Below are 19,533 nucleotides of genomic sequence, written 5' to 3' on the forward strand. Positions count from 1 at the left end.
TTGGTGATCAAGTTCGTCGGCACAGCACAGCGCGCAAAGCCAGATCACTGTGTTGGCATTTCTACAGAGGCGAATAAGGGGGGGCGGGCCGATGGGTGAAGTCGATCATGCAAAATTGTCAAAGATGCGTATTGCGGAAGCGTTGAGCAATTTAAACGCGGCTCTGCCTGATGCTCATAAGATGGGAATCAGAACAGAGGTTCATTCGGTTGGATGTGCGGATTACAAGCATGCGCGGGGTGTTATGATGAAACCCGTACCCTTGCAGTTCGACAAAAAGGAGGGCTAATCCGCCTTCGTCACAAGTCCCGTTTGCTCAGGGTATTGAGCAATGGTTTCAGCGCCAAGGTGCCCACACTCACGGCAGCGCGCACCGTTTCGAATAGCCTCAAGGGGCTTGTCTGCGCCGAACATCTCAATTGTCGCTGTCTTGGTGAAAACTGAATTATGATTGCAATGCCACATCGATGACTGCGCTTTTGTTGTCACCATCATTGCTTGGTGTAAAACCTTTGTCAGTCTCCCAAAGGGCCCCCATTGGAGTATCGCGCTCAAAGCAATTGATGGTGAACAGGCGTGGGGGTTTTGAGTGACCTCAAAAACACTAGAGTTTCACGAGGCTACGTTGTCTTCGCGTGCATCTGTGCGGAGATATGGCTCTTCGACGTGACCTTTGGCGCAGCAGGGTGCCGCTATCTTGTGCGTTTATTTTAGGACCGTTGCAATCTGAGCCGCATAGCGCTGCAATATACTCGCTACTCTTGGATAGTCAGCGGGTGTGACTTCACTCATAGGTTCCGAAATACCAAGCGCAGCTTCAGCCCCGCCCATGAGGCCAACTGGAACAGAAAGCCCAACGGCTCCGGCTTCGAATTCGGCCTCGACAACTGAGATGCCGGAGGTGCGAATGTCTCGAACCTGTGCTATAATTTTTTCTCTGTCCATCAGCGTTTCGCTTGTGAAGCGCTCAAGGGGGGCCGTTTCAATCATCTCATCCGCCCATGTTTTATCACCACTCGCAAGGAGGGTTCGACCAATGGAGGTGCTCAGCAAAGACACACGGCTACCGATGGTAAACCCGAATGTGTAACGTGCGTTTTGTTGGGTCGATTGCGCCACATACACTGGGGCAGACCCATCCCGCATGGCCAAGCTTACGCTATATCCAATCTCGCGTGCGCAAAGCTCAATCAGTGGCTGTACCAGCCGGCCAAAATGATTACCCTGCAAAAAACCGCTGCCCAAAATTAAGACGCGTGGCGTCAACGAAAACCGATTTTCGTCTTTGCGAACATAGCCGAGGTGAACCAATGTAAGGACCAAACGCCGTGCCGCAGCTCGTTCTATTCCAGTCAAACGCGCAATATCAGCGAGTGTTAATTGGCTATGGTCTGCATCAAAGGTTCGTAGGACCCTCATGCCCTTCATAAACGTTAGAGAAATGTCTTTGGTCGGAATGTCGGGTTGCATTTTTAGTCCTTCAAAGCGCGGCAGCCAAGCGCAAATGTTGAGCTTTATTTGTTTTGCCCCCTTATTCTATAGCTCGCAAGCATAGAATGTATTGACAGGGTAAAATATTAGCGAACATATTGTATATTATCGCACACTTGATGCGACAGGGGATAAGGGCTCGTGAAGGGCCTGTAAAAAAACCAACACGGAGAAATACAAGTTATGCTGAAATCTCTCGCCATTGCAGGTACTGCTGTTCTAGGGCTCGCTGCATCAGCCCAAGCAGAAACCTTGCGCTACGCACATTTCATGTCGGCCAATAGTTGGCAAAACGAAACTATTTTTGAAGACTGGGCCGCCGCCGTTGAGGCAGCTGGCGGCGAAGATCTTGATGTTCAAATTTTCCCAGCGCAAACTTTGGGCAAAGCTGTTGCTGGCTACGACAATGCCGTCAATGGGATCGCTGACATTGCATGGACCGTTCCAGGATACACAGCTGGTCGTTTCCCATTGAGCCAAATTGTTGAATTGCCTGGGCTGTTTGACACTGGCGCTGTTGGGTCATGTGCGTTCCAAAAACTCTACGACTCTGGCGCGCTCGACGCTGAATATGACGAGACACATGTCTTGTTTGTGCACACACACGATCCGGGTCATCTGCATACAGCGAACACGCCTGTGCGCACCCTTGCAGACATGAAGGGTCTGAAGCTACGCCGGCCTACGCAAGTGGTTGGGGATCTTTTGACAAAACTCGGCGCGGAACCGGTGGGCATGCCAGCACCTAATACCTATGAATCGCTACAGCGCGGTGCGATTGATGGCTACATGTTGCCATGGGAAAGTGTTGAAAGCTTCCGTTTGGATGAGCTGTCCAACTACCACACAGTTTTCGGATTTTACGCCTTGTCTTTTGTAACGACGATGAACAAACGCAAGTATGAAGCGTTGTCTCCTGAAGTGAAAGCGGCAGTCGATGCAAATAGCGGTATGGAATGGTCTGTGACGGCTGGACGCGGCTATGATGAAGCGGGCGCAGAAGTTTTGGCTGGCTTGCGTGAAACGTCGACTGTGATTGAGCTTTCTGATGAAGAACGCGCCACATGGGACAAAGTCGCAAAAGAAGCGTCCGAGGACTATATCGCTCAGCTTAATGCGCAGGGTCTTCCAGGAACAGAAACATATGAAGCTGTGCAAGGATATGTCACAGCATGTGAAGCCGAGCTTCACTAAGCTGTTTCTTCTTGTTGGGCGGGCCGCATTATGCAGCCCGCCCAATACGCGTATTTTACCACACGTAGCTTATCCTCACGTAGCTTATCCTAAGGACGCCAAATGATAGTCGCAACACTCACACGAGTTTCCCGTGTTCTGGAAATGGCTTGCCTTTTTATAGGGGCGCTGTGCTTGTTATACATGGTTGGTGTTGTCGGCTTAAATGTACTGGCGCGTATCGTATTTGATGTCAGTGATACGGCTGTCAATTGGATGATCCCCGGTGCGATCGAGCAAGTATCTTATCTCTTAGGTATTGTGGTGCTTGCAGGTCTGTCAGCGTCTATGGCGCATGGCATGATCGCAGTGGATTTCATCGTAGACCGCCTTCCACAGTTTTGGAAAATACTCTTTATTCGGTTTTGGTTCTTGGGCGTGGTCGCATTTGCCTTGGTGTTGTCTTGGCTTCTTTACAAAGACATGCTGGCAACCTTCTCACGCGGCGAAGCATCACAAGATCTGCGCATTCCAATGTATCTGATCTACGGCACATATGCTGTGGAATGTTTGGCCTTGGCGATCATCGCCTTGCGCGAAGCATGCATCAACGATGGCCAACATCAGGAGCTTTCATAATGACCCCTCTCTTCGTTGGCTATGCCTCAATTGTTGTCATGTTCATCATCGTGCTGCTTGGTGCGCCGATTGGGTTGGCTATGATCGCTGTCGGCTTTGCTGGCTTTGCAATGATTGTCGGTATGGCTCCGGCTTTTAGCGTGCTTCAAACGGCAACCTTTGAAACCATCACAAGCTATTCATTCACGCTCATTCCCTTGTTTTTGTTGATGGGAAATCTGATTTCACGCTCTGGTGTTGCTGCCGATTTGTTCCGTGGTGCGCTGTTGCTGACCAAAGGCTGGTCTGGCGGATTGGCGGCTGCGGGCATGACAGCCAGCGCGGTTTTTTCCACAGTATCAGGGTCTTCACTCGCGACGGCATCGACAATGACGCGTGTGGCGTATCCTGAAATGCAAGCCCATGGATATGACCCAAGACTTGCGACAGGGTCGCTCGCAGCAGGGGGCACTTTGGGGATTTTGATCCCGCCGTCCATTGCGTTGATGCTCTACGCATTGATCACCGAACAATCTGTTGGGACGATGTTTTTGGCAGGGATTTTGCCCGGCGTTTTGGCATTTGTTTTGTATATCGTAACGATCTTGGTGATGGCGCGCATCTGGCCGCCAATCACAGCAGACACGCCGCAGCCGGAAACCGCAGACACATCATCAGACACACAAGCAGATGCGCCAGCAGAGCAAACTGGAGCCCTTACAATCCTGCGCTTGTTTGCTCCATCCTTCCTCTTGTTCGGGTTGGTGATGGGGGGGCTTTATGGCAACTTTTTCACACCGACAGAAGCAGGCGGCATTGGCGCGGCCTTGGCATTGGTTTTTGCCCTTTGGCGCCGCGTGCCGCGCTCTGAGTTGAAAGCGGCGTTTATAGAGACGACGATTACAACCGGTTCAATCTTTCTCATATTGATCGGCGCAGAGGTCTTTGGTTTTGTGCTTTCAACCTCACAATTGTCCAATGAATTGGTCAACTTTTTAAACGGCAATGGATTTGGGCGCTGGCAAGTGATGTTTGCCATTCTCATTTTTTATGTTGTGTTGGGCTGCTTCATGGAGAGCCTCGCGATGATTTTGCTCACCATTCCAATCTTTTTCCCGATCATTATTGCCAACGGGTTTGATCCCATTTGGTTTGGTATCATTGCCGTGGTGACGGTCGAATTGGGGTTGATCACGCCGCCTGTTGGCATGAATTTATTCATGGTCAAAAGTGCGTCGCGTGGCACCCCTTTGAGCACGATTATGACCGGCGTCATCCCGTTTGTGGTGACCGATATTATCAGACTTGGTATCCTATTGGCATTCCCTGCAATCTCTCTTTTGCTAACAGGGCGGCTTTGAATGTATTTTATTATTTTCGCTGAACAAAACTTACCACATGGCCGGAGGCCGCACCGATGACTTCTACTTTTCTCGCACAAATTAACTCTGGTCGTTTGGCGAAAGATGGCTTGCTCAGCGAAGAGGCTCTTCAAGGCGCGGCGGATCTTTTGCATCAGGTTGACGGCAGTGATCTTGAAACCATTCGTGTGGTGTTTGCTGATCAGCACGGGATACTGCGTGGCAAGACGGTCACCGCAGCAAGCCTTGCGTCTGTCTTTCGCTCTGGGCTCAATATGCCTGGCACTTTGCTGCTTAAAGACACATCCAATCGCACTGTGTTTCCCATTTGGGATGGCAGCACTCCGGGTGTGATGGCGACGATGGCGGGAGCTGGCGATATGCTGCTTGTGCCGGATCCCAGCACCTTTCGCATTTTGCCGTGGTCGCCCCATTCTGCGTGGCTCTTTTGTGATCCTTACGCCCGCGATGGTCTGCCGCTGCCTTTCGCGCCACGCTCTGTGCTGCGCAAAGCTGTCGATCAATTGGCCCAAAAGGGCTATGCTTTGACGGTTGGACTTGAGGTCGAATTTCACGTTTACAAACGTACAGATGACGCATTGAGCCATGATCAAGTTGGCATGCCAAGCGCGCCGCCACAAACCGCGCCGCTTGACCAAGGCTATCAATATCTGTCTGAGACAAATTACAATCGGCTAGAGCCAGTCATGGATATGATCCGTCGCCACGCGCAGGCGCTTGGGCTGCCTGTACGTTCGACAGAAGTTGAAATGGGGCCGAGCCAATTTGAGTTTACCTTTGAGCCTGCCAGTGCCATGACGCACGCTGACAACATGATTATGTTCCGCACCATGGTCAAAGAAGTCTGCGCCCGCGAAGGTCTGCATGCCACGTTTATGTGTCGCCCCAAGACGGCCAATAGCGCGTCCAGCGGCTGGCATTTGCATCAATCTTTGACCAATTCTGCGGGCGACAACGTGTTTATACCGTCCACACAAGGCGAATTAACCCCGCAAGCCGATGCTTGGATTGCAGGCTTGCTGGCGCATGCGTCCGAAAGCTGCTTGCTGACCACACCAACAATCAACGGCTACAAGCGCTATCAGCCGTTTCAACTGGCACCGGACCGGATCGAATGGGGCTATGACAATCGCGGCGCGATGGTGCGCGCATTGATGGTGCCCGGTGATGGCGCAAGCCGCGTTGAAAATCGGGTGGCAGAACCGGCCGCAAACCCTTACTTTTACTTTGCCTCACAAATCTTGTCTGGCCTCTCAGGCTTAATGCAGGACCTGAGCGCGCCACGTCCAGTCGAGTCTCCGCACAGTGCCGATGCTATAGCTTTGCCGCCAAGTTTGATTGCAGCGATTGAAGCCTTTGAGCAGGGGGATCTGTTTCGCCAGACCCTAGGGGAAGAGTTCGTCAGCTACATGTCCACGCTCAAACGTGCAGAATGGAAACGGTACCTGAGCACCGTGACGGAGTGGGAACACCAAGAATACTTTGGGATCTTTTGATATGCCGCATGTGGTGATTGAATATTTTGCCCCGCATGGTCTCGAGCGTGCCGTCGTTTTGGAAACTGCGCTTGAGACTGCGGCGCATAGTGACATCATGCAGCGTGAAGATATCAAAGTGCGTCTGGCCCCGTCAGAGGCGATTTTGTTTGGCGATGGACGTGAGTCTTTTATACATGTCACGCTATCGCTTTTGGCAGGGCGCGCTGATGCAGCCAAACTCAAAGTGGCCGAAACGCTGACGGAAAACTTGCGCAAGGTCTGCCCTGATATCGATGCGATTAGTGTCGATATCCAAGACATGAACCCGGCGTGTTATAAGAAATCTTTGCGCTAAGGCACCAACTCAGGCCGCCTGCGTCGTCTGAGTGTTATGCGCAAAAAGATCTTAAGGTGCCAAGCTCTGGCAAGGATGCGGGAACGTTCGCCAAAACATCTGGCGTTGACATCTGTTTGGACTTTGGCAGAGGCTGCGTGGACACACCAAACCCCGTCAAATACGCTGGCTCGCCGAGGCGAATATCTTTTGGTAGGCCTGCGTCAGCGTGGCCATTCAGCCAGTGCCAATCCCCTGCGCCGATCAAGATAAATTCGCCAGTGTCATGAGGTGCAACACGCATCACCGTCAAAACCATCACATCGATCATGCCCGCGTGGTTGTCGCGTAAATGTAGCGGCACCGGCGCATCTGGTGCCAAGCCCGAGATGTCCATAATCGGGGCATGTCGCAACGTAAAATTGGCCCATGAGAAATGGTTGCGCGTCATCATCTGACGCACAGATTCCTTGAGGGTGAAATACCCGTCCAGAATATCATGGAATGGCAAAGCGCCAGATGCAGGCGTTACGTCAGGCTGCATCTGGTGTCTCCTATGACCACATATGAGGTCATCATACAGACGCATCCCACGGGCAATCCGTGCGGCGTGTCATGTCTGATTGCATGCTCGCCGCAGCCCAATCATCGCTGTCTGCAATTGCGTCATTTGACAGTGGGCCGATGATTTTTGGTGTGACATGCGCGTCTTGCATGGGCAGCCGTTCAAGGTGCTCAGATGCCAAAGCTTTGATCGCTTTGCGCAACATCAAACGATATCGAATGATCGCAGCATCGCCGCGACCCAAATGTTCGCGCGTCCGATCTTGGATCGCGCCCATGCTTTCAACAGCCCACTGGTCATGGACGTTGATGTCTAGTCCCATGCCTGTATATGTCAGCGTTTTTTGCTCTTCTGGATTGAAATGATAGCTGTTGTTGCGATTTTTAAGCGGCGCGTATGTTGGCAAAGAGTGCTCTTTGATCCGCTGTGCGCGCATAAGGTCTTTGTCGACGGGCTTTTCAAAGCTGGTGAACATTGTAAACCAATAGCAATTTTCATCATCAATAGGCACGTGCCACTGCGTGATAATCATCTCGCGGGACATCGGGATACAGATGGCCGATGGGAAAATTTGGTTGGTCACGCGCACATGTGTCAAATCGTTGTCCATGTGGCGTAAGGCTGTGATTTTCAATCCAAAATCTGTTTCCTCGACTTCAATATCGGGGCGCGGATATTCCCGTAGGACTTGGGTCATTGGCATGTCTGTGTTGGCCGCTTTGTCGCGAAACTGCTTGCCGTAGCTGTCTTGTGGATCTTCGTCTTGCAAGAAGCGGTGCAAGAATGAAGCGTGGCCAGGGTCGATGCCAATTTCCAAAGCTTGCAGCCAGTTACATTCCCATAAGCCTTTGAATGCAAAAACATGGGTGTCCGGCGCACGAAAACAATCGAAGTTTGGAAACTCAGGTGGTTCCCCACCGCCCAAGTAGGCAAATAAGACCCCGTTTTTTTCAACCACAGGATATATCGGAGCGTCTTCAACAAAATGAATATCCGCACGGGCAGGGTGATGCGCTGGGGCTTCATCTGCGCTGGCAACGCGCTGGGTCAAGATATATGAGCCTGTATTCGCATCGCGCATCAACACCAGCCGTTCTCCCAAAAGGTTCACGGGCAAACGCGGATCATCACCTTCGATTTCGTCTAACAAGGCGGCGGGTTGCCAATACTGTCGATGAACCGCACCAGCAGGTGTGTTTGGTCCGATACGGCTGATTTGGTCGTTAAGCTTTTGCGTAATCATGTGTGGCGTCCTTTTTATACGGTGCAAGCAATATCAGCGTCCAAAACAGCGCTGGGTGCGGGCTCAGTGCCGCCCCACGCAAGGACATCACCATTGTGTTCCAAAACTGTGTAATTGGGCAAACGGATTGCTTTATACATTGTAGAATCATCGGGTTCCGCAGGTTGGTCCGTACATTGTCCCGTGCGGTCAAAATGCCAGCCGTGAAAGGGGCAGCGCAGCCCGTTGTCTTCGTGGCGGCCATAACAAAGGTCTGCACCGCGATGCGGGCAGTACCGGCCAATCAAGCCAAGGTTTCCCTCTTCATCGCGAAAAAGCACAAGATCGCGCCCAAAAGCATGAACCGGCGCGACGGGCCGCGGGCCACTCAATGCGCTCGCTGTTGAAATCTTAATCCATGCGTTGGCAGGCGCTTCAGCTTGAGAAGGAGTGGACATGAAATTTTCCTCAACGTGTTATAATATGGGCAACTCTTAGGTCGCGATGCGTGCGATAATCGACAAGTTGCGCTTTAATAGAACTTTTTCATTGATTTATCTACAGGTCAATGCAAATATTTAATGTGGCTCCTTCATGGCGCTAAACAGTCAACAGGGCAGGCACTTGTATAAAAAACGAGCGCCGTGATGACAAATAGAGAGCTTTTGGAGTGCGCGCTCATGACAACTAACAGGTCGACAGCCAAAATTGCCATCGTAGGCGCAGGCCCATCAGGGTGCTTTACGGCGCAAGCTTTGTTGAAGCTGGACCCAAACCTTGAACTCGATATTATCGACGCGCAACCAACGCCTTTCGGTCTTGTCCGCTACGGTGTCGCTGCGGATCATCAAGGCACAAAAGCAGTCGCTCGACAATTTTCGCGTATTTTCACACGTCAGAACGCCCATTTTTTTGGCAACGTTCAGATTGGCACGCAAGTCTCAGTTGAAGACGTGTTGCAGTCTTATGATGCAGTGGTGCTTGCCGCGGGCCTTTCTGAGGACCGCAACTTGGGGATTCCCGGGGATGATTGTCCCGGCATCATTGGCTCCCGCGCTTTGACGCGGTCCCTCTATGAACACCCCAATGCAGCAGAGCTCCCCGAACTTGGGTCACACCCTGTGATCATCGGTATGGGGAATGTCGCGGTGGATATTTTGCGCCTGCTTTCGAAAACCCCTGACGAATTGCATGGCAGTGATTTGGGGCAGGGACCGACGGACTGGCTTGCATCGCAAGAGTTTGAACAGATTACGATGCTTGGCCGCTCCTCTGTGGCAAGTGCACGCTTTTCTAGCGTCATGATCAAGGAACTGTCCAATCTGTCAGCCATTGATGTGCGCACCCACTATTTGAACAATGCCAAGGACGGCACTGCACAAGACCGTTTCGATGCCATTGCTCATTTGGAAGCGGAAACGGCGGGCGGTGTTCCTGTCGAATTGAGATTTGAGAGCCGTCCAACCGCCATCACTGAAACCGCTCAAGGCCTCACACTTGAAATCGATACTCCAGATGGCCCACAAAGCCTGCTTGCTTCATCGATCATCACGGCTATCGGTTTCACATCTGACGGACGTTTGAACCGCGAAGCGCTTTTGTCTGAGGCAAACGACAAAGCGTCGCCACAAGATCGGCTCTATACAATAGGCTGGTTCCGCGACGGTCCGGTCGGAGCTATTGCGCAATGTCGCGGCGAAGCGCAGATTTTGGCAAAACGTATCTTAGCAGAGCTAAAGCCAGACGCGGTGCGCAAAGGGTCCGCCCTTTTGGTTGACCTGCCAGATGTCATCGACTTCAAACATTGGGAAGCCATCGACGCGCTTGAGGTCTCTCGTGCGCCCGACAATCGGTGCCGTCAAAAATTATCAAACATGGCGGACCTGCTTCGCCCCACAACTTCTTAGGATATTTTAACCATGAATATTTCTTTCTTATTTGGCACCGAAACGGGCAATGCCGAAATGCTTGCTGACGATTTAAACATGGCTTTTGAAGAACAGCACGATACGCGTGTTGCGAACTTGCAAGACACAACTGTGCAGGATCTTCAAACGGCCGACTTGAACATCATCGTCTGTTCTTCGTATGGCGATGGCGACCTTCCAGGATCTGCGCAAGCCTTTGCAAGCGTCCTGCAAAAAGAACGACCTGATTTGTCTGGTGTTCGTTTTGCGATGTTTGGGCTGGGCGATATGGAATACGCGTCAACATTCGGACATGGATCGATGAAGCTCGCGACACTTCTTGTTGAGTGCGGCGCACAGAGTATCGGCGCGCGTGTTGTGCATGACGCATCAAATGACGAGATGGTTGAGGACATGGCCATTCCATGGGCCGAAAACGTTGTTGGGAGCTTGTAACGTTATGACCTTGTATTGGCGCCACCTGAACAAAACAGCTTTTGAAGACGAGGCGCTCAAAGACGCTGTGGTTGTTGTTTCTGTCGGCGCCACGGAGCAGCACGGCCCGCATCTTCCAACTGGCACAGATAGCCTGCTCGCGGATGCTATGACGCAGCTCATTGTCAGCAAAACACAAACCGCGCCTATCATTGTCTTTCCAACTTTGTGTCTCACGGCTTGACGCCTCCAGCAAGGTTGTTGTTGAAGACTGCATCGGCAACTTCACCCGTAGGATCAACATTTTGTTCCACGGATTTATCTTAGGACGTATGATTGTGAAAGCTCTGATACCAAGTTCGATTTCTGCCCCTTTTGGCCGATATGCCCATGGCGTGGAAATTCCACCAAACTGGCGGACTGTGCGCAGCTCTGGCCAGTTGGGGCTTGCCCTTGATGGAACAATACCCACAACCGTCCTAGAGCAAGCGCGTGTTTGTTTTGCCAACATCTCTGCCATCTTGGCCGAGGCAAATATGGGGCCCGCTGATGTGGCACATATTTCAGGATTTGTGACAGACCGCGCCTATTTCGCAGAGTATATGGTTGCCAGAGACGCCTTCATGCAAGGTATAGACCGACCACCGGCTTCCACGCTACTTATTGTGTCAGGCTTCACAAAGCCGGAGTTTTTAGTCGAGGTCGAAGTCATGGCTTGCGCCCCCTAAGCGTGGTTTGAGTGCAAGACACAAAACGTATACGAAAAAGAGTAGGAATAAAATGCAAGCTACACGTGTCAACGGTCAGCTGATCGCTTATCGCCACCGCTCGGATGGCGGTGGGCCCTGTGTGGTTTTCGCCAACTCCTTGGGCAGCGATCAAAGCATTTGGGACGATGTTATTGCGCATCTGGGGCGTGGCTTTGACACGTTGACCTATGATCTGCGCGGGCATGGGCAAAGTGGGATCACCCAAGATGGGACGGGCTATACCGTCACTGAGCTGGCTGACGACTTGATTGCTTTGATCGAAGAACGTGGGCTGTCCGATATTATTTTGTGCGGCGTGTCCGTCGGCGGCATGGTGGCGCAATCCATCGCAATCCGCCGCCCTGATTTACTGCGTGCCGTCATCCTGGCGAACACTGCGGCCAAAATCGGCACCGATGCGCGCTGGAATGACCGGATTTCGGCGATCCGCACCGCGGGCATTGAGACCATTGCCGACACCATCTTGGACAATTGGTTTGCGCCTGAATATCAAGGCCAACAGCCTCACAGATGGGCGATGCACCGCAACATGCTGACGCGAACACCTGCCACGGGCTATGCGGCCACTTGCGCCGCGATCCGCGACACTGATATGTCGCAAGACGTTGCAAACATCACGGTGCCGACGCTGTGCATTGCGGGGGCAGAGGATAAATCGGTGACCAGCGCACAGGTTCAAGACCTTGCTGCGGCGATCCCAAATGCGCACTTTGAAGTGCTTGAAGGGGTTGGCCACTTGCCGTCTTTGGAAGACCCAGAGCGTATGGCCCGTTTGATCGAAGGTATGGCTGTGCCGTCTCTTTCAAAATATGATCAAGGCATGAAAACGCGACGGCACGTTCTAGGGGACAGCCATGTTGATCGCGCTGAAGCTGCAAAGACTGATTTCGATCTGCCGTTTCAAACGCTCATCGCGGAAGGCGCGTGGGGCACCGTTTGGTCAAGCTCAGGGCTTGCGCATCGGGAGCGTTCCATGCTGACGCTGGCGCTGCTTGCGGCCACTGGGAACTTCGAAGAAATCCCTATGCACGTGCGGGCGAGCGCACGCACTGGCGCAAGCGGACGCGACATCCAAGAAGCGTTCCAACATGTTGCAATTTATGCAGGCGTTCCGAAAGCCAACCACGCCTTAAAATTGGCGCGCGCTACCTTTCTTGAAATGAAGGATCAAGTCGATGACTAACTTAATTGCGCCCCGCGATCTTGATTGGCATCCTGCTCCTTTGTCGCCAGATTATCGCAGCACAACTTTGCGCGCACCATCGCATCAGCGTTTGCATTACAGCCCAACTGCGACAGAGATGTCTGGGCCTGCTTTTGGGCATGATATGCTCGGCGAGCTTGATGATGATTTGATCTTAAACTACGCGCAGGCGGGTGCCTGTGCCATTGGACCGCGTATCATTGTGCATGGCAAATTGATCGATGAAAATGGACGTCCTGTTGCAGGTAAATTGATCGAAGTGTGGCAGGCCAATGCTGGCGGTCGGTACCGCCATAAGAAAGACGGTTACCTCGCGGCTTTGGATGACAATTTTGGCGGATGCGGTCGCTGTATCAGTGGCGAAGACGGCTCTTACAGCTTTAGAACCGTGCAACCTGGACCATACCCTTGGCCCAATGGTGGCAATGATTGGCGTCCTGCCCATATTCACTTTTCAGTCTTTGGTGACGGCTTTGCACAGCGCCTTATTACGCAGATGTATTTCGAAGGAGATCCTCATATTGCGCTGTGCCCAATCGTTCAGGCCATTCCCAGTGAGAAAGCCATCGATACGCTTGTTGCACGTCTGGATATGGACAAAACGGTGCCGATGGATATCCGCGCATATCGCTTTGATATTGTGCTGCGCGGGCGTGAGCAAACGCTGTTTGAAAACCAATTGGAGGGTTTGTAAATGACTGAGCTAAAGGAAATCCCCTCGCAGACAGCTGGACCTTACGTGCACATTGGTTGCGTGCCTACTTTTGCTGGATTGACGGGCATGTATGGCGGTGTCGATCTTGGCGCAAAAATGATCACGGGCACCCCGGAGGGCGAGCGTATCGAGCTGTCTTTTGAACTCTTTGATGGCGCTGGCGAAGTGCTTAAGGATGCTTTGATCGAGATTTGGCAAGCCGGACCTGATGGGACCTTCGGGCCAACGACAGGCTTTACCCATTGGGGGCGCCAACCGACAAATGCAGACACTGGCATCGCTACCTTTGAGACTTTAAAGCCTGCAGCCTCAGGTGATCAAGCGCCGCATGTGCTTGTGTGGATCGTTGCCCGTGGAATCAATCTGGGTCTCTCGACACGTGTTTATTTTCCTAACGAAGATAACTCAAAAGATCCGGTCTTTCAGTTGGCAGCAGATCGATCCTCAACCTTGGTTGCTGAAAAAACACCGCGGGGGTATCATCACACTTGCGTCCTTCGTGGTGAGAATGAAACGGTATTTTTCGACGTTTAATCGCGTCGCGTAAGGCCAAACCAGCGTTGCCGTCGCAATAGACTTAAACCCTTGAAGGTATGCCTCGCATGAACTCGATCCTTGAAAATCCGTGGATGAATGCGCTGTTTGGCGATCCCGAAGTGGCCGCTTTGTTTTCTGCCGAAACGTCCTTGCGGCAGATGCTTAAGATTGAAGCCGCTTGGACCCATGCCATCGCGCCTGCGCAGGTTGCTGCGCGTCTCGAGATGGCATTCATGCACAGCGATGTGACTGTGGCGGATTTGACAGCAGGCATGGCCCAAGATGGCGTGCCCATTCCAGCCTTGGTGCGACATCTAAAACAGAGCGTTGCGCCAGCGGATCATGCCTTCGTTCATAGTGGTCTGACCTCGCAAGACGTGATCGATACGAGCTTGATGATGGGGCTGCAGGCCTTGTTCCCAATATTGGAGATGCGCCTAAACAACCTCATAGCAGCGTTGAATGCGCTTAGTGACCGCGATGGGGCAAATGAGATTATGGCAGTGACCCGTATGCAGCCGGCCTTGGCGATCACCGCAGCTGACCGGATCACAACCTGGCGTCGGCCATTGGAAGACCTTTTAAGGCAGCTGCCTGCCTTGGCTGAGCGCTGCGCGATCGTGCAATTGGGCGGACCAGTAGGGACGCGCGGCCCTAAAATGACAGACACTATGGGGCGCAATTTTGCGGCGTTCTTAGGGCTGCGTGATCTTGGTTACGCATGGCATAATGATCGCACTATTCTGGCCGAAGCTGCGGCTTTTCTCGCACGCATGACTGGCGCGATCGGCAAAATCGGTCAAGACATTGCCATGATGGCGTTGAACAGCCAAGACGCACTCACACTGACGGGCGGCGGCGGATCATCTGCGATGCCACATAAACAAAATCCTGTGCGTGCAGAAATTTTAATCACTCTAGCGCGCCGCAACGCGGGTGATTTGGCACAAATGCATCATGCGTTGACCCATGAATTTGAGCGCTCCGGAAGTGCTTGGATGCTGGAATGGCTGACCTTACCTGCTATGGCGGAAACCTGTGGGTGCAGTCTTATCACGGGCGCAAAACTGATCGAACAGATTACCAGTATTGGGGCGCATGCTGTTGCAAAGTGATCTATAGGCCTTTGTATTTACCGCCTCAATTCCGCGTTCCTGATCACGACCTTATTGCCCCTGCGTTAAAAATTCTCCCCCTTTGTGAATGCCGCATGCGATGATGACAGCCACCGCGCGGTGCCTAGATTGTACTGCAAATTTGCTTGGATCTATCGAACGGATCGGCGCGCTATAAAACCCGTTTGAGGCCGGCCTGAACTTTCAATAATTTTTCAAGGTACTGCGCGCTCAGCTGTTCTGGCGTTTGGTGTGTCGCGGCCATCCCTGTGTTGATTGCGGCCACCACGCGCCCGCGACCATCGATCAATGGCACAGCAATGGACCTTAGTCCGACTTCGACCTCTTGGTCGATGATCGCATATCCCGCGTCACGCGCGTTATCGATCTGCTCCATTATCTCAACAGGATTTGTCAGCGAAAAGGACGTGCGTGGCGTCAGATCAACGCTTTCGATCAAGGTCTGTGCTTCGGCGCGGGGCAGGGCTGCCAAAAGCACACGACCCATTGATGTGCTCGCAGCTGGCAGACGAGACCCTGGCATGAGGCCGATGGACATGACCCGTTTTTGAGCCGCGCGCGCAATGTATACGATATCTCCTTCGTCAAGAAGCGCGACCGAACAGCTTTGTCCAATTTGCTGCGATAGCTGTTCAAGCCAAGGCTGTACGATTTGCGACAGAGGCAGTGATGAAATAGCAGCGACGCCTAACCGCAACACGCGCGGCGTAAGCGTAAAGAATTTGCCATCGTAATCGGCATAACCCTCTCGGTGCAGGGTCAGCAGAACACGGCGGGTTGTTGCGCGATCAAGCGCGCTTGCCTTGGCCGCCTCAGAAATAGAAAGCCGTGGCGTCTCTGCGCCAAAGGCTTCGATAACCTTGAGGCCTTTGGCCAGCGAAGCGATGTAATCGGTCGTTTTGTTCAACATGCGCACATACTCACGTCTATATTGAACAAATGTCAATATATGAACAATTTAAGTGACGAACCGCAGGGCATCACCATAGTTTGCAGGCAACTCAGGAGACACCCATGACGAAAATAGCAGACTCCGTACGCAATGCTGTCGCAGGTATTCCAGATGGCGCGCAAATTATGATCGGCGGTTTTGGCGGCTCAGGCGCACCGATTGAACTTATCCACGCTCTGATAGACCGGTATCGCACGACAGGCAGTCCTGCAAACGTGACCGTCATCAACAACAACGCCGGCAACGGGTCGACGGGCATCGCCGCGATGATCAAAGCGGGCATGGTGCAAAAAATGATCTGTTCCTTTCCGCGGTCGTCAAACGCCGAAGCGTTCAATTCGAAATACCTTGCAGGAGAGATCGCCTTGGAGCTGGTGCCCCAAGGCACATTGGCTGAACGTATCCGAGCTGCAGGGGCAGGTATCCCCGCCTTTTACACGCCGACCTCTTTTGGCACCGATTTGGCCAAAGGCAAGCACACGGAAGACTTCGACGGTAAGATGTATGTGCGCGAACGTTGGCTCAAGGCCGATTTTGCCTTGCTTAAAGCTCATAAGGGCGATCATTCTGGCAATCTGACCTACCGTCTTGCGGGGCGTAATTTTAACCCGCTGATGGCCATGGCTGCGGATCACACCATCGCACAGGTGGCCGATCTATGTGCTTCAGGCTCTATCAATCCAGAACATGTGATTACGCCCGGGATATTCATTGACACTGTTGTCGAGGTTCAAAATCCGAAACAAGAAGAAGAACTCGTGCGCGAAGGGGCGATCTACTAATGGCCGATTTCAACGTAATGGAAGACAAATTGCCCAACGCCAAAATCGCATGGCGCGCGGCGCAGGATTTGGCGGATGGCTCCTATGTGAACCTTGGAATTGGGTTCCCTGAAATGATCGCAAAGTTTCAACCTGAAGGCCGCGAGGTGACGTATCACACTGAAAACGGTGTGCTTGGGTTTGGCAAGGCACCCGACGTTGGAAAAGAGGACTGGGATCTGATCAACGCGGGCAAACGGGCGATCACTTTGAATGCGGGCGCGTCTTTTTTCCATCATGCAGATAGTTTTGCCATGGTGCGTGGCGGGCATTTGGACTTGGCTGTTCTGGGCGCTTATCAGGTTGGTCAGAACGGTGATTTGGCAAATTGGAGCGTTGGCTCCAAAGGCGTGCCAGCCGTGGGGGGCGCGATGGATTTGGTCCATGGCGCAAAAAATGTTGCCGTCATCACGGATCATGTGACCAAAAAGGGGGAACCCAAATTGCTTGAAACCTGCACACTTCCATTGACGGGCATTGGCTGCGTGACCCGCATCTATACGTCGCTTGCGGTGATCGATATCCAAGACGGCCAATTTGTTCTGCGTGAGAAGCTGCCTCAAATTTCGATGGATCAGTTGCAGTCTGTTACAGGGGCCGCGTTGCATATGGACGGCACCGTTGACGATCTTATTGTACCGGAGACACTGTCATGATCGATGTATTTATCTGCGATTATATCCGCACGCCTATTGGCCGCTATGGTGGTGGATTGTCCGCTGTGCGCCCCGATGATTTGGGCGCAATTCCGTTGCGCGCGCTGTCCGAACGCAATCCTGATTTGGACCTATCTGCCATTGATGAAGTGATCTTTGGGTGTGCCAATCAAGCTGGTGAAGACAACCGCAATGTGGCGCGTATGTCGCTTTTGCTTGCGGGTTATCCTGACACGGTTCCTGCCACAACAATGAACCGTTTGTGCGGCTCTGGCATGGACGCGATCATCACTGCTGCGCGCGCGATTAAAGCGGGCGAGGCCGATCTGATCATTGCAGGCGGCACTGAAAGCATGTCGCGCGCGCCTTTTGTGATGCCCAAGGCCACGGGCGCATTTTCGCGGGCCAATGAGGTGCACGACACCACTATTGGATGGCGGTTTGTGAACAGGTTGATGAAAGAACAATACGGCGTGGAGTCTATGCCTGAGACTGCTGAAAACGTGGCGGAAGATTTCAACATCTGCCGCGCAGATCAAGACCAGTTTGCCCTGCGGTCGCAGCAAGCCGCCAAAGCTGCCGCCGATAGCGGTCGTTTGGCGCGCGAAATCACGCCAGTGATTATCCCCCAGCGCAAGGGCGACCCTGTCGTGGTGTCACAAGACGAACACCCACGTCCGTCAACGACATTTGAAGCGCTGCAAAAGCTTAAGCCGTTTGTGAAAACGGGCGGGACGATCACAGCTGGCAATGCATCGGGTGTAAATGACGGCGCTGCGGCGGTGATTTTGGCCACAGGTGAAGCGGCTGAAAAGCATGGTCTCACACCGATCGCCAAAGTTCTCGGTGGGGCCACAGCCGGTGTCGCGCCACGGATCATGGGCTTTGGCCCTGCGCCTGCCTCGCACAAACTGATGAAACGCTTGGGGCTTTGCATTGATGACTTCGCCGTTATTGAGCTGAATGAAGCCTTTGCCTCCCAAGGACTGGCCACTTTGCGGGATCTCGGTGTTGAGGATGATGATCCACGGGTCAATAAAAACGGTGGCGCGATTGCGCTTGGACATCCGCTTGGCATGTCTGGCGTGCGCATTACAGGCACAGCTATGCTTGATTTGAAATCTGGAGAAAAGAGCCTGTCGACCATGTGCATCGGCGTCGGTCAAGGTATCGCGATTGCCTTGGAGGCTTTGTAACTTTTTAGATATGCTGTGGCGCCTTATGAACTCGCAGTCGCCCTGTTGAGCCGCGTGCGTTCTTAGCGCCTTCTCTGGTTTTGTATGTCCTGCGACGGATGCGTTCTCGTTTCAGCAGGTTAAAGAAGCTCTCGGCCACGGCATTATCATGGCAATTCCCACGGCGGCTCATACTGTGTTCCAGATTGTGGTGTTTGAGAAACGACGCCCAATCAATGCTTGTGAACTGTGAACCTTGGTCAGAATGTACTAGAACTTTGCTCGTTGGTTTGCGACGTCAAACAGCCATCAGTAACCCGACCACGCGATGCATTGGCAGTGAGTTGGGGCGGCGGTCACGTTTCTTCGCTTTTCCGGTTATCCCAAGGCGATTGCAAACTACGAACGCATCTTTCATCGCCTGCTGGTTCAGTGGAATGCCCCATGCTGGCCTAGCAACGGCAAAGATTGCCCCAAGGTGGGACATATAGTTTCCAACGGTGGCTGGTGTTCGTGTCGCGCCAAGTTCTTTGGCGAACTGAACGATGTCATGGCTTTGGATTTCATTGCAGTTCATAGATGCGATGTCATATTCGCGAATTGACCTCAGCACCTGCGCTTTGGTGCGGCCAATTTTCTTGACGCTTTCAGTGATGTAGCGGTCGATGGCAGTGCTTAGGGTTCTGCCTTTGCTTTTGACGGTAGACAGGTCTGCGCCTGCTGCGGTGATTTCCTTCATCCGTTTTTTGAACCGTGCTGAAGCTGAAGAATGCTTGTCAAAAGTTCGAGATTCGCGGTTCGCCCATTTGCCATTTCGTCTGATGTTGATTTGTGCAACATAGGCGATAGACCCATCTTTACGTTCGCGTTCTACAATCTGGGGCATATCTGAACAACATTTTTAGGATATTTGAACAGATTTTATTGTTCAAATAGTAAAAAACGGGCAAAAACAAGCAACA

24 protein-coding genes and 2 pseudogenes are annotated in these 19,533 nt (G+C 52.5%); 18 read left to right on the forward strand and 8 right to left on the reverse strand.

Features of this window, described 5'->3' with window-relative positions; translation table 11 throughout:
* Nucleotides 1–91 precede the first annotated feature (91 nt).
* Entirely contained in the window at nucleotides 92–289 is a 198-nt protein-coding gene (locus tag WNY38_RS01035; RefSeq protein WP_342855461.1) for a hypothetical protein, read from the forward strand.
* Here the strand turns inward: WNY38_RS01035 and WNY38_RS01040 are convergent.
* Together WNY38_RS01040 and WNY38_RS01045 are read right to left on the reverse strand one after the other, a co-directional pair.
* The gene (locus tag WNY38_RS01040; RefSeq protein ID WP_342855462.1) at nucleotides 286–495 is read right to left on the reverse strand and encodes a hypothetical protein; all 210 of its coding nucleotides are present in this window, start codon (nucleotides 493–495) and stop codon (nucleotides 286–288) included. The genes WNY38_RS01035 and WNY38_RS01040 overlap by 4 nt on opposite strands.
* Before the next feature lie 210 nt (nucleotides 496–705).
* Nucleotides 706–1,470, reverse strand: coding sequence for an IclR family transcriptional regulator C-terminal domain-containing protein (locus tag WNY38_RS01045; RefSeq protein WP_342855463.1), 765 nt, complete (start codon nucleotides 1,468–1,470; stop codon nucleotides 706–708).
* A gap of 204 nt (nucleotides 1,471–1,674) precedes the next feature.
* Between WNY38_RS01045 and WNY38_RS01050 the strand changes: the two genes are divergently transcribed.
* The 5 genes from WNY38_RS01050 (at nucleotide 1,675) to WNY38_RS01070 (ending at nucleotide 6,497) form a co-directional block, all read left to right on the forward strand.
* Complete coding sequence (locus WNY38_RS01050) at nucleotides 1,675–2,685, forward strand: TRAP transporter substrate-binding protein (protein ID WP_342855464.1); 1,011 nt, start codon at nucleotides 1,675–1,677, stop codon at nucleotides 2,683–2,685.
* Between the two features lie 102 nt (nucleotides 2,686–2,787).
* Complete coding sequence (locus WNY38_RS01055; protein ID WP_342855465.1) at nucleotides 2,788–3,303, forward strand: TRAP transporter small permease; 516 nt, start codon at nucleotides 2,788–2,790, stop codon at nucleotides 3,301–3,303.
* Nucleotides 3,303–4,643, forward strand: coding sequence for a TRAP transporter large permease (locus WNY38_RS01060; RefSeq protein ID WP_342855466.1), 1,341 nt, complete (start codon nucleotides 3,303–3,305; stop codon nucleotides 4,641–4,643). Before WNY38_RS01055 ends, WNY38_RS01060 begins: the two co-directional genes overlap by 1 nt.
* A 56-nt stretch (nucleotides 4,644–4,699) precedes the next feature.
* Nucleotides 4,700–6,160 carry a glutamine synthetase family protein gene (locus WNY38_RS01065; protein ID WP_342855467.1) on the forward strand — a complete coding sequence of 487 codons (1,461 nt, stop codon included), beginning with the start codon at nucleotides 4,700–4,702 and terminating at the stop codon, nucleotides 6,158–6,160.
* A gap of 1 nt (nucleotide 6,161) precedes the next feature.
* Complete coding sequence (locus WNY38_RS01070; RefSeq protein ID WP_342855468.1) at nucleotides 6,162–6,497, forward strand: hypothetical protein; 336 nt, start codon at nucleotides 6,162–6,164, stop codon at nucleotides 6,495–6,497.
* A gap of 34 nt (nucleotides 6,498–6,531) precedes the next feature.
* Here WNY38_RS01070 and WNY38_RS01075 read toward each other — a convergent pair whose 3' ends face one another.
* Genes WNY38_RS01075 through WNY38_RS01085 form a run of 3 tightly spaced genes read right to left on the reverse strand, consistent with a single transcriptional unit; the run spans nucleotide 6,532 to nucleotide 8,721 of the window.
* Nucleotides 6,532–7,020: a hypothetical protein gene (locus WNY38_RS01075; protein WP_342855469.1), complete on the reverse strand. Its 489-nt coding sequence runs from the start codon at nucleotides 7,018–7,020 to the stop codon at nucleotides 6,532–6,534.
* Nucleotides 7,021–7,051: 31 nt separating this feature from the next.
* The gene (locus WNY38_RS01080) at nucleotides 7,052–8,284 is read right to left on the reverse strand and encodes an aromatic ring-hydroxylating dioxygenase subunit alpha (protein ID WP_342855470.1); all 1,233 of its coding nucleotides are present in this window, start codon (nucleotides 8,282–8,284) and stop codon (nucleotides 7,052–7,054) included.
* A 14-nt stretch (nucleotides 8,285–8,298) separates the two neighbouring features.
* Nucleotides 8,299–8,721, reverse strand: coding sequence for a Rieske 2Fe-2S domain-containing protein (locus WNY38_RS01085; protein WP_342855471.1), 423 nt, complete (start codon nucleotides 8,719–8,721; stop codon nucleotides 8,299–8,301).
* 222 nt (nucleotides 8,722–8,943) lie between these two features.
* On the opposite strand from WNY38_RS01085, the gene WNY38_RS01090 reads away from it, so the two are divergent.
* The 9 genes and pseudogenes from WNY38_RS01090 to WNY38_RS01130 all read left to right on the forward strand — a co-directional run bounded on the left by WNY38_RS01090 (nucleotide 8,944) and on the right by WNY38_RS01130 (nucleotide 14,946).
* Nucleotides 8,944–10,170 (forward strand): FAD-dependent oxidoreductase, encoded by a 1,227-nt coding sequence (locus WNY38_RS01090; protein ID WP_342855472.1) that lies wholly within the window; start codon nucleotides 8,944–8,946, stop codon nucleotides 10,168–10,170.
* A 12-nt stretch (nucleotides 10,171–10,182) separates the two neighbouring features.
* Nucleotides 10,183–10,626 (forward strand): flavodoxin domain-containing protein, encoded by a 444-nt coding sequence (locus tag WNY38_RS01095; protein WP_342855473.1) that lies wholly within the window; start codon nucleotides 10,183–10,185, stop codon nucleotides 10,624–10,626.
* A 4-nt stretch (nucleotides 10,627–10,630) separates the two neighbouring features.
* Nucleotides 10,631–10,849, forward strand: a complete 219-nt coding sequence (locus WNY38_RS01100; RefSeq protein WP_342855474.1) for a creatininase family protein — start codon at nucleotides 10,631–10,633, stop codon at nucleotides 10,847–10,849.
* Between the two features lie 88 nt (nucleotides 10,850–10,937).
* A complete protein-coding gene (locus WNY38_RS01105) occupies nucleotides 10,938–11,333 on the forward strand; it encodes a RidA family protein (RefSeq protein ID WP_342855802.1) in 396 nt (131 codons plus the stop codon).
* A 52-nt stretch (nucleotides 11,334–11,385) separates the two neighbouring features.
* Nucleotides 11,386–12,141 (forward strand): annotated as a pseudogene (gene pcaD, locus WNY38_RS01110) (3-oxoadipate enol-lactonase); the annotation flags it as partial.
* A gap of 18 nt (nucleotides 12,142–12,159) precedes the next feature.
* Nucleotides 12,160–12,558, forward strand: a complete 399-nt coding sequence (pcaC, locus tag WNY38_RS01115) for a 4-carboxymuconolactone decarboxylase (protein WP_342855803.1) — start codon at nucleotides 12,160–12,162, stop codon at nucleotides 12,556–12,558.
* A complete protein-coding gene (pcaH, locus tag WNY38_RS01120) occupies nucleotides 12,551–13,273 on the forward strand; it encodes a protocatechuate 3,4-dioxygenase subunit beta (RefSeq protein ID WP_342855475.1) in 723 nt (240 codons plus the stop codon). Before pcaC ends, pcaH begins: the two co-directional genes overlap by 8 nt.
* Nucleotides 13,274–13,828, forward strand: a complete 555-nt coding sequence (gene pcaG, locus WNY38_RS01125) for a protocatechuate 3,4-dioxygenase subunit alpha (RefSeq protein WP_342855476.1) — start codon at nucleotides 13,274–13,276, stop codon at nucleotides 13,826–13,828.
* A 68-nt stretch (nucleotides 13,829–13,896) separates the two neighbouring features.
* On the forward strand, nucleotides 13,897–14,946 hold the full coding sequence (locus tag WNY38_RS01130; RefSeq protein WP_342855477.1) for a 3-carboxy-cis,cis-muconate cycloisomerase: 1,050 nt from the start codon (nucleotides 13,897–13,899) through the stop codon (nucleotides 14,944–14,946).
* Between the two features lie 172 nt (nucleotides 14,947–15,118).
* Here the strand turns inward: WNY38_RS01130 and WNY38_RS01135 are convergent, their stop codons facing one another.
* Nucleotides 15,119–15,877 carry an IclR family transcriptional regulator C-terminal domain-containing protein gene (locus tag WNY38_RS01135; RefSeq protein ID WP_342855478.1) on the reverse strand — a complete coding sequence of 253 codons (759 nt, stop codon included), beginning with the start codon at nucleotides 15,875–15,877 and terminating at the stop codon, nucleotides 15,119–15,121.
* Between the two features lie 104 nt (nucleotides 15,878–15,981).
* Between WNY38_RS01135 and WNY38_RS01140 the strand changes: the two genes are divergently transcribed.
* From WNY38_RS01140 to pcaF, 3 genes are read left to right on the forward strand one after another with little or no spacing between them, the layout of a single operon-like run.
* On the forward strand, nucleotides 15,982–16,701 hold the full coding sequence (locus WNY38_RS01140) for a 3-oxoacid CoA-transferase subunit A (protein ID WP_342855479.1): 720 nt from the start codon (nucleotides 15,982–15,984) through the stop codon (nucleotides 16,699–16,701).
* Entirely contained in the window at nucleotides 16,701–17,396 is a 696-nt protein-coding gene (locus tag WNY38_RS01145) for a 3-oxoacid CoA-transferase subunit B (RefSeq protein WP_342855480.1), read from the forward strand. Before WNY38_RS01140 ends, WNY38_RS01145 begins: the two co-directional genes overlap by 1 nt.
* Nucleotides 17,393–18,592 carry a 3-oxoadipyl-CoA thiolase gene (gene pcaF, locus WNY38_RS01150; RefSeq protein WP_342855481.1) on the forward strand — a complete coding sequence of 400 codons (1,200 nt, stop codon included), beginning with the start codon at nucleotides 17,393–17,395 and terminating at the stop codon, nucleotides 18,590–18,592. Before WNY38_RS01145 ends, pcaF begins: the two co-directional genes overlap by 4 nt.
* A gap of 61 nt (nucleotides 18,593–18,653) precedes the next feature.
* Here pcaF and WNY38_RS01155 read toward each other — a convergent pair.
* Together WNY38_RS01155 and WNY38_RS01160 are read right to left on the reverse strand one after the other, a co-directional pair.
* Nucleotides 18,654–18,887: pseudogene (locus WNY38_RS01155) on the reverse strand (DDE-type integrase/transposase/recombinase); the annotation flags it as partial.
* On the reverse strand, nucleotides 18,870–19,457 hold the full coding sequence (locus tag WNY38_RS01160) for a hypothetical protein (RefSeq protein WP_342855818.1): 588 nt from the start codon (nucleotides 19,455–19,457) through the stop codon (nucleotides 18,870–18,872). The pseudogene WNY38_RS01155 and the gene WNY38_RS01160, both read right to left, overlap by 18 nt.
* Nucleotides 19,458–19,533: the final 76 nt, after the last annotated feature.

The sequence above is a fragment of the Pacificibacter sp. AS14 genome (assembly GCF_038899935.1).
GTDB lineage: Bacteria > Pseudomonadota > Alphaproteobacteria > Rhodobacterales > Rhodobacteraceae > Celeribacter.

Excerpts from the sequence above, each read along its gene's own strand:
- WNY38_RS01035 (WP_342855461.1), top strand. The coding sequence starts at position 92 with ATGGGTGAAGTCGATCATGCAAAATTGTCAAAGATGCGTATTGCGGAA.
- WNY38_RS01040 (WP_342855462.1), bottom strand. The coding sequence starts at position 495 with ATGATGGTGACAACAAAAGCGCAGTCATCGATGTGGCATTGCAATCAT.
- WNY38_RS01045 (WP_342855463.1), bottom strand. The coding sequence starts at position 1,470 with ATGCAACCCGACATTCCGACCAAAGACATTTCTCTAACGTTTATGAAG.
- WNY38_RS01050 (WP_342855464.1), top strand. The coding sequence starts at position 1,675 with ATGCTGAAATCTCTCGCCATTGCAGGTACTGCTGTTCTAGGGCTCGCT.
- WNY38_RS01055 (WP_342855465.1), top strand. The coding sequence starts at position 2,788 with ATGATAGTCGCAACACTCACACGAGTTTCCCGTGTTCTGGAAATGGCT.
- WNY38_RS01060 (WP_342855466.1), top strand. The coding sequence starts at position 3,303 with ATGACCCCTCTCTTCGTTGGCTATGCCTCAATTGTTGTCATGTTCATC.
- WNY38_RS01065 (WP_342855467.1), top strand. The coding sequence starts at position 4,700 with ATGACTTCTACTTTTCTCGCACAAATTAACTCTGGTCGTTTGGCGAAA.
- WNY38_RS01070 (WP_342855468.1), top strand. The coding sequence starts at position 6,162 with ATGCCGCATGTGGTGATTGAATATTTTGCCCCGCATGGTCTCGAGCGT.
- WNY38_RS01075 (WP_342855469.1), bottom strand. The coding sequence starts at position 7,020 with ATGCAGCCTGACGTAACGCCTGCATCTGGCGCTTTGCCATTCCATGAT.
- WNY38_RS01080 (WP_342855470.1), bottom strand. The coding sequence starts at position 8,284 with ATGATTACGCAAAAGCTTAACGACCAAATCAGCCGTATCGGACCAAAC.
- WNY38_RS01085 (WP_342855471.1), bottom strand. The coding sequence starts at position 8,721 with ATGTCCACTCCTTCTCAAGCTGAAGCGCCTGCCAACGCATGGATTAAG.
- WNY38_RS01090 (WP_342855472.1), top strand. The coding sequence starts at position 8,944 with ATGACAACTAACAGGTCGACAGCCAAAATTGCCATCGTAGGCGCAGGC.
- WNY38_RS01095 (WP_342855473.1), top strand. The coding sequence starts at position 10,183 with ATGAATATTTCTTTCTTATTTGGCACCGAAACGGGCAATGCCGAAATG.
- WNY38_RS01100 (WP_342855474.1), top strand. The coding sequence starts at position 10,631 with ATGACCTTGTATTGGCGCCACCTGAACAAAACAGCTTTTGAAGACGAG.
- WNY38_RS01105 (WP_342855802.1), top strand. The coding sequence starts at position 10,938 with ATGATTGTGAAAGCTCTGATACCAAGTTCGATTTCTGCCCCTTTTGGC.
- pcaC (WP_342855803.1), top strand. The coding sequence starts at position 12,160 with ATGGCTGTGCCGTCTCTTTCAAAATATGATCAAGGCATGAAAACGCGA.
- pcaH (WP_342855475.1), top strand. The coding sequence starts at position 12,551 with ATGACTAACTTAATTGCGCCCCGCGATCTTGATTGGCATCCTGCTCCT.
- pcaG (WP_342855476.1), top strand. The coding sequence starts at position 13,274 with ATGACTGAGCTAAAGGAAATCCCCTCGCAGACAGCTGGACCTTACGTG.
- WNY38_RS01130 (WP_342855477.1), top strand. The coding sequence starts at position 13,897 with ATGAACTCGATCCTTGAAAATCCGTGGATGAATGCGCTGTTTGGCGAT.
- WNY38_RS01135 (WP_342855478.1), bottom strand. The coding sequence starts at position 15,877 with ATGTTGAACAAAACGACCGATTACATCGCTTCGCTGGCCAAAGGCCTC.
- WNY38_RS01140 (WP_342855479.1), top strand. The coding sequence starts at position 15,982 with ATGACGAAAATAGCAGACTCCGTACGCAATGCTGTCGCAGGTATTCCA.
- WNY38_RS01145 (WP_342855480.1), top strand. The coding sequence starts at position 16,701 with ATGGCCGATTTCAACGTAATGGAAGACAAATTGCCCAACGCCAAAATC.
- pcaF (WP_342855481.1), top strand. The coding sequence starts at position 17,393 with ATGATCGATGTATTTATCTGCGATTATATCCGCACGCCTATTGGCCGC.
- WNY38_RS01160 (WP_342855818.1), bottom strand. The coding sequence starts at position 19,457 with ATGCCCCAGATTGTAGAACGCGAACGTAAAGATGGGTCTATCGCCTAT.